At 71.8% G+C, this 5,485-nt stretch carries 5 protein-coding genes and 1 tRNA gene; 3 read left to right on the top strand and 3 right to left on the bottom strand.

The window, feature by feature from the left end:
- Positions 1–12 precede the first annotated feature (12 nt).
- From VP06_RS31970 to VP06_RS31980, 3 genes are all read left to right on the top strand, one after another.
- Positions 13–89, top strand: a tRNA-Met gene (locus VP06_RS31970).
- A 370-nt stretch (positions 90–459) separates the two neighbouring features.
- Positions 460–1,350 (top strand): dihydrodipicolinate synthase family protein, encoded by an 891-nt coding sequence (locus VP06_RS31975; RefSeq protein WP_425350978.1) that lies wholly within the window; start codon positions 460–462, stop codon positions 1,348–1,350.
- A 130-nt stretch (positions 1,351–1,480) separates the two neighbouring features.
- Positions 1,481–2,839 carry a pentapeptide repeat-containing protein gene (locus VP06_RS31980; RefSeq protein ID WP_048467859.1) on the top strand — a complete coding sequence of 453 codons (1,359 nt, stop codon included), beginning with the start codon at positions 1,481–1,483 and terminating at the stop codon, positions 2,837–2,839.
- Between the two features lie 7 nt (positions 2,840–2,846).
- Here VP06_RS31980 and VP06_RS31985 read toward each other — a convergent pair whose 3' ends face one another.
- From VP06_RS31985 to VP06_RS31995, 3 genes are read right to left on the bottom strand one after another with little or no spacing between them, the layout of a single operon-like run.
- Positions 2,847–3,596: an ABC transporter ATP-binding protein gene (locus VP06_RS31985; protein WP_048467860.1), complete on the bottom strand. Its 750-nt coding sequence runs from the start codon at positions 3,594–3,596 to the stop codon at positions 2,847–2,849.
- The gene (locus tag VP06_RS31990) at positions 3,584–4,339 is read right to left on the bottom strand and encodes an ABC transporter permease (protein ID WP_048467861.1); all 756 of its coding nucleotides are present in this window, start codon (positions 4,337–4,339) and stop codon (positions 3,584–3,586) included. Before VP06_RS31990 ends, VP06_RS31985 begins: the two co-directional genes overlap by 13 nt.
- Positions 4,340–4,365: 26 nt before the next feature.
- The gene (locus VP06_RS31995) at positions 4,366–5,421 is read right to left on the bottom strand and encodes an ABC transporter substrate-binding protein (protein WP_048467862.1); all 1,056 of its coding nucleotides are present in this window, start codon (positions 5,419–5,421) and stop codon (positions 4,366–4,368) included.
- Between the last annotated feature and the right edge of the window lie 64 nt (positions 5,422–5,485).

Below are 5,485 nucleotides of genomic sequence, written 5' to 3' on the forward strand. Positions count from 1 at the left end.
ACAACACCCTGGCGCGGGGTGGAGCAGCCCGGTAGCTCGTCAGGCTCATAACCTGAAGGTCACAGGTTCAAATCCTGTCCCCGCAACCAACCACACAAAAAACCCCGCTCAGGCTCGGCCGGCGGGGTTTTTCGCGTCGAGGGGCCCCTCCCCGGCTCATCAAAACCGGATCGGCGCTCGCTCGTGCCAACTGGACCAGTGCGAACGCACCGAACTGGCCGTGGGAGGGAGGCCGGAGCACCGCTATTGGCCGTGCTTGCCCAGGTTCGGACCTTCCATTCGCTCGTCGTGCCCAGAAATGGTTCATGCTCGATCCGGCGTCCCTCGCCCTCTTCGGCACGACGGCTTTTGTCCTCGCCTGGATGGAGTTGTTCACGGCTCTGAGCCTCGCCGTCACGCGGCGCCTCTTCGTCTGGGGCCCGCGAGCGGAACAAGGATGATGTTTCAAGGATGACGCCCATGCGCCTCACCGGCCTCTCCGCCTTTCCGATCACGCCCGCCGATGCCGGGGGCCGCGTCGACGGCCCCGCCCTGCGCCGGCTCGTCGCCCGATCGTGCAAAGCCGGCGTCGATTCGATCGGCCTGCTCGGCAGCACCGGCTCCTATCCTTATCTCACGCGCGAGGAGCGCCGCCGGGCGCTCGACGCCACCCTCGACGAGGCGGGCGGACGGGTGCCGGTGATGGTCGGCATCGGCGCGCTGCGGACCGACGAGGCGGTGCGGCTGGCGCAGGACGCGCGGGCAGCCGGCGCCGCGGTCGGGCTGCTCGCCGCGGTGTCCTACACGCCGCTCACCGACGAGGAGGTCTACGAGCATGTCGCGGCGGTGGCGCGCCACAGCGACCTGCCGCTCTGCCTCTACGACAACCCTACGACCACGCATTTTCGATTCGGCCCGGAGCTGATCGGCCGCTTGAGCCGGCTGCCCGGCATCGTCGCGGTGAAGAGCCCCGGGCAGGAGCCGCAGGCGGTGGCGGGTCACCTGGCCACGTTGCGGGCAACCGTGCCGCCGGGCTTCTCCCTCGGCTATAGCGGCGACTGGACCACGACCGAGGCGCTGATCGCCGGCGCGGATGCCTGGTACAGCGTCGTCGCCGGGCTGTTCCCGCAGGTCGCTGTGGAGATCGTCCGGGCCGTCCAGCGCGGAGAGGTGGCGGAGGCGCGGCGGCTCGATGGGCGGCTCGGCCTGCTCTGGGCGCTGTTCCGGCACTATTCCAGCCTGCGGGTGATCTATGCCTGCGCCGACCTCCTCGATCTCTGCCACGCCGCGCCGCCGCGGCCGATCCTGCCACTCGGCGAGGAGGCACGGGGTCGGATCGCGGAGGTCATCCGGGGGCTCGATCTCCGGTAGGGACGGCCTCTCAACGGGCCGGATGGCCCGCAACCGTTGCATTCCGGGTGGGTCCGTGGCTGATACCCGGCGGTATCGGCCCCTTGAAGGATCACCTCTGCATCATGGCCTCGACAGGCGCGCCGGAGCGGTGAACACCCGGCCCCAGCCCCCGCGCGATCCGCGGGTCGGCGCGCTCCTCGCCGAGATCGCGGCGCAGGAGACCGGCCCCTTGGACCGCGACGGCCGGCCCCTCGACCTGCGTGAGGCGGATCTGAGCCGGGACCGCCTCGCGCCGATCGCCGGTGATGCCGTGTGGTGGGACGCTGGCCGCCAGGGCCTGAACCTCGCCGGAGCCGGACTGTCCGGCAGCGACCTCGACCAGGCCGACCTCACCGGCGCCACCCTGAAGCGAGCCCGGCTGTCGGGCGTGCTCGCCCGGTCGGCTGATTTTTCCGGGACGCTGATCGAGGAGGCGGATTTCGGCAAGGCCGATCTCAGCGGGGCCCGCTTCGTCGGCGTCGCCGGGGGACAGGCCGATTTCACCGAGGCGATGCTGGAGGATGCGAGCTTCCGCGATGCATCCTTGCGCTTCGCGCGCCTGCCCCGCAGCCTCCTTGATGGCGCGGACTTTTCGGGGGCCGACCTGTGGGGAGCCGACTTCACCGGGGCGGATGCCGATTACACGAGGTTCCGCGGCGCGCGCCTCGACGAGGTGAACCTGTCGGACACCAACCTCACCCATGCCGATTTCGAGGGCGCGAGCCTGACCAAGGCGCGGCTCGTCGGTGCGCGCCTGCGGAGCGCGACGCTGACCGGCGCCAAGCTCGACGGTGCCGACCTGTCGGGGGCCGATCTCTCCGCCGCGACCCTGGTCCGGCTCGATCTCTCCTCCTGCCGCCTGCACCAGGCCCGCTTCGCCGATGCCTGGCTCACCGGCACCCGCTTCCGGGCGGCGCAGATCGGCGACGCGGTGGGTGAGGAGATCGCCGGCGACTACGAGGCGGCGAAGGCGAGCTATCTCGCCCTGGAGCAGAATTTCGAGAGCATCGGCAGCCGCGACGAGGCCGGCTGGGCCTATCGCCGGCGGCGGCGGATGGGCCGCCTGCATGCCGGCGCCCAGGCCCGGGCCGCCTGGCGGGCCCGCGACCGCCACGGGCTGATGCGCCACGGCTATCGCTGGCTCGCCGACCATGGCGTCGAGTGGCTGTGCGATTACGGCGAGAGCCTGTCGCGGATCGTCCGCGCCTTCACGCTGATCATCGTGGTGTTCGCCGGGCTGTTCGGCCTCGCCGGCGGGCTGATCCTGGAAGGCGGCACCCAGGCGACGTACAACGCCATCGACCTCCTGAGCTACAGCGCCCTCAACATGATGACGGCGAACCCGCCGGAGATCGGCATCAAGCCGGTCGGCCGGGTGACCAACCTGCTCGTCGGGGTGCAGGGTGCCACCGGCATCGTGCTGATGGGGCTGTTCGGGTTCGTGCTGGGGAACCGGCTGCGGCGATGAGCGAGGCTCACCGTGGTGCCGCGCCCAGCTCGTCCCGGATCACCTGCGTCATCGCTTTCAGCTCCGGCGCCGCCCGGTCTCGCGGCTGGGCCGTCGTGATGCGGTGGGCGGCGACGATCCGGCCGGGGGCCCCGGCCAGCACCACGACCCGGTCGGCGAGGTAGACCGCCTCCTCGATGTCGTGGGTGACGAACAGGACGGTCTGGCCGGAGGCGCGGCAGAGCCGGGCCAACTCGTCCTGGAGGGTCTCGCGGGTGAGCGCGTCGAGGGCCGAGAACGGCTCGTCCATCAGGAGCACGTGCGGCTCGACCGCGAGCGCCCGGGCGAGCGACACGCGCTGGCGCTGGCCGCCCGAGAGCTGGAACGGCCACCGCCCGGCGAGCGCCCCGAGGCCGACGCGATCGAGGGCGGCCTGCGCCCGCCGCCGCCGCTCGGACCGGGGCAGGCGCAGCTTCTCGAGCCCGAAGGCGACGTTGTCGAGGACCCGGCGCCAGGGCAGCAGGCGCGAATCCTGGAACACCAGGGCGACGGCACGGCGCCCGGGCTCCGGCGCGCTGACCGAGACGGTGCCGGCGCTGGGCTTCACCAGGTCGGCGATGACGCGCAAAAGCGTCGACTTGCCAACGCCAGAAGCGCCGACGATGGCCAGGAACTCGCCCGGCTCGATGTCGAGGTCGAGGCCGGAGAGCACCGTGGTGCGGGTGGCGTCGCGGGTGAAGGTGAGGGCGAGGCCCTGGATCGCGATCAGGCCCGCCATCTCAGCATCCAGCGTTGGAGAGCGGTGAAGCCGGCATCGAACACGCCGTAGAGCAGCGCCATGGTGAGCATGTAGACGACCACGATGTCGGTCGCGAGCAGGGTCGACGCCTGCATCATCCGCTGGCCGAGGCCCGCGACGCCAAAAATCTCGGCCGCCACCACGGCCATCCAGGCCTGGCCGATGGCGGTCCGCACGCCGACCAGGATGCCCGGCATCGCGGCCGGCCACACCACCGTGACCAGGCGCTCCGGCCCCGAGCGGAAGCCGAAGGCCGCGGCCAGCTCGATCAGGTCGCGATCGACCCCGCGGATCGCCCCGTGAGCGGCGAAGTAGACGATCCAGAACACCCCGATGGCGACGATGAACAGGGCCGCCTCGGGGCTGACCCCGAACCAGATGATGGCGAAGGGCACCCAGGCGAGGCCGGGCACCGGGCGCAGGACCCGCACCACCCAGGCGGTCAGCCCCTCGGCGGTGCGCGACATCCCCGTCAGCGTGCCGGCGGCGATGCCGAGCCCGACGCCGAGCGCGAGGCCCGCGAGGTAGTGGCCGAGGCTGCCCGCGACGGCGGCGAGCCACTGGCCGGAGCGAAGCTCGCGCAGGAACGCCTCCGGCAGCACCGAGGGCGGCGGCAGGAAGGCCGGGTTGACGAGGCCGAGCCGGGGCACGGCCTCCCACAGGGCGAAGAAGGCGGCGAGCCCCACGAGCGGGAGCAGCAAAGCCGCGGGGCGGGATCTCATGGGCGGGGCTTGACTGCGGCGATGGTTTACTTCGCCGCGACGGCGCGCTCGTAGAAGCGCGCCTCGAACAGGCCGTCGAGGGGCACCTCGCGATCGAGCGCACCGATCGTGACCTGATAGCGCTGCATCGCGGCCGTCGGTTCGACGATGGGGCGGGGATCGGCGGCAAAGCGCGTGGCCGGCGAGGCGAGCGCCCGGCGGATGGTGGCGGTGTCGACGAGACCCTTGCCGAGGGCGGCTTCGATGACCGGCGCGACCCGCTCGGGCTCGCGGCCGATCAGGTCCACCGCCCGCACGATAACGGTCACGATCGCCTGCACGGTCTCCGGCTCCTTGTCGAGCAGGGCGCGGGTGACGGCCACGACCGTGCCCGGCTGGCTCGGGAACATCGCGCCGCCCAGCGCCATCAGGCGGATCGCCGGGTTGCGGCCGGTGACGATCGAGACCGCGGGTTCGCGTAGGATTCCGCCCTCGACCGCGCCGGCGAGCACCGCCTGCTGGGTCGCGTCGATCCCCATCGAGACGATCGTGACGTCCTTCGGATCGGCCTTGGCCACTTCCCATAGCCAATGTTGCAGCGTGGTGTTGGGCACCGAGCCGAGAGGCTGGGTCGCGAGCCGGGCCGGCGTGCCGGCAGACTCGCGGTAGCGCTTGAAGACCTCGGCCGGCGCGACGCCCGGCTCGGCGAAGCGGGCGAGCTTCGGGCCGGCCACGAACACGTTCTCCTCGACCGAGGTGGCGGCCACCACCTTCACGTCGATGCCCTTGGAACGGGCGACGCCGAGCGGCGCCACGCCGGCGACGTAGATGTCGAGGGTGCGCGAGGCGAGTGCCTGGATCATGTTCGGACCCGACTCGAAGGTCGTGACGGCGAGCGACAGCCCGGCCTGCTTCAGCCAGCCCTCCTTCTCCGCTACATAGATCGGCGCAGCGGCGAGGATGGGGATCACGCCGACCCGGAGCGGCGCGGTGCGGCCCTGCGCCAGGGCCGGACCCGTCAGCGCCCGCCCTCCCCCGCAGAGAGCGGCCCCGGCTGCCAGGACAGGGGCTGCCCCGAGGATGCTGCGTCGCGTGATGGTCATGGCCCGCCGTCTGTGCAGAAGATTTGCGTCCGCTTAGGGCATCCTCCTGCGATCGCGCAACAAC

The sequence above is a fragment of the Methylobacterium aquaticum genome, assembly GCF_001043915.1.
GTDB classification, from domain to species: domain Bacteria; phylum Pseudomonadota; class Alphaproteobacteria; order Rhizobiales; family Beijerinckiaceae; genus Methylobacterium; species Methylobacterium aquaticum.

Excerpts from the sequence above, each read along its gene's own strand:
- VP06_RS31975 (WP_425350978.1), top strand. The coding sequence starts at position 460 with ATGCGCCTCACCGGCCTCTCCGCCTTTCCGATCACGCCCGCCGATGCC.
- VP06_RS31985 (WP_048467860.1), bottom strand. The coding sequence starts at position 3,596 with ATGGCGGGCCTGATCGCGATCCAGGGCCTCGCCCTCACCTTCACCCGC.
- VP06_RS31990 (WP_048467861.1), bottom strand. The coding sequence starts at position 4,339 with ATGAGATCCCGCCCCGCGGCTTTGCTGCTCCCGCTCGTGGGGCTCGCC.
- VP06_RS31995 (WP_048467862.1), bottom strand. The coding sequence starts at position 5,421 with ATGACCATCACGCGACGCAGCATCCTCGGGGCAGCCCCTGTCCTGGCA.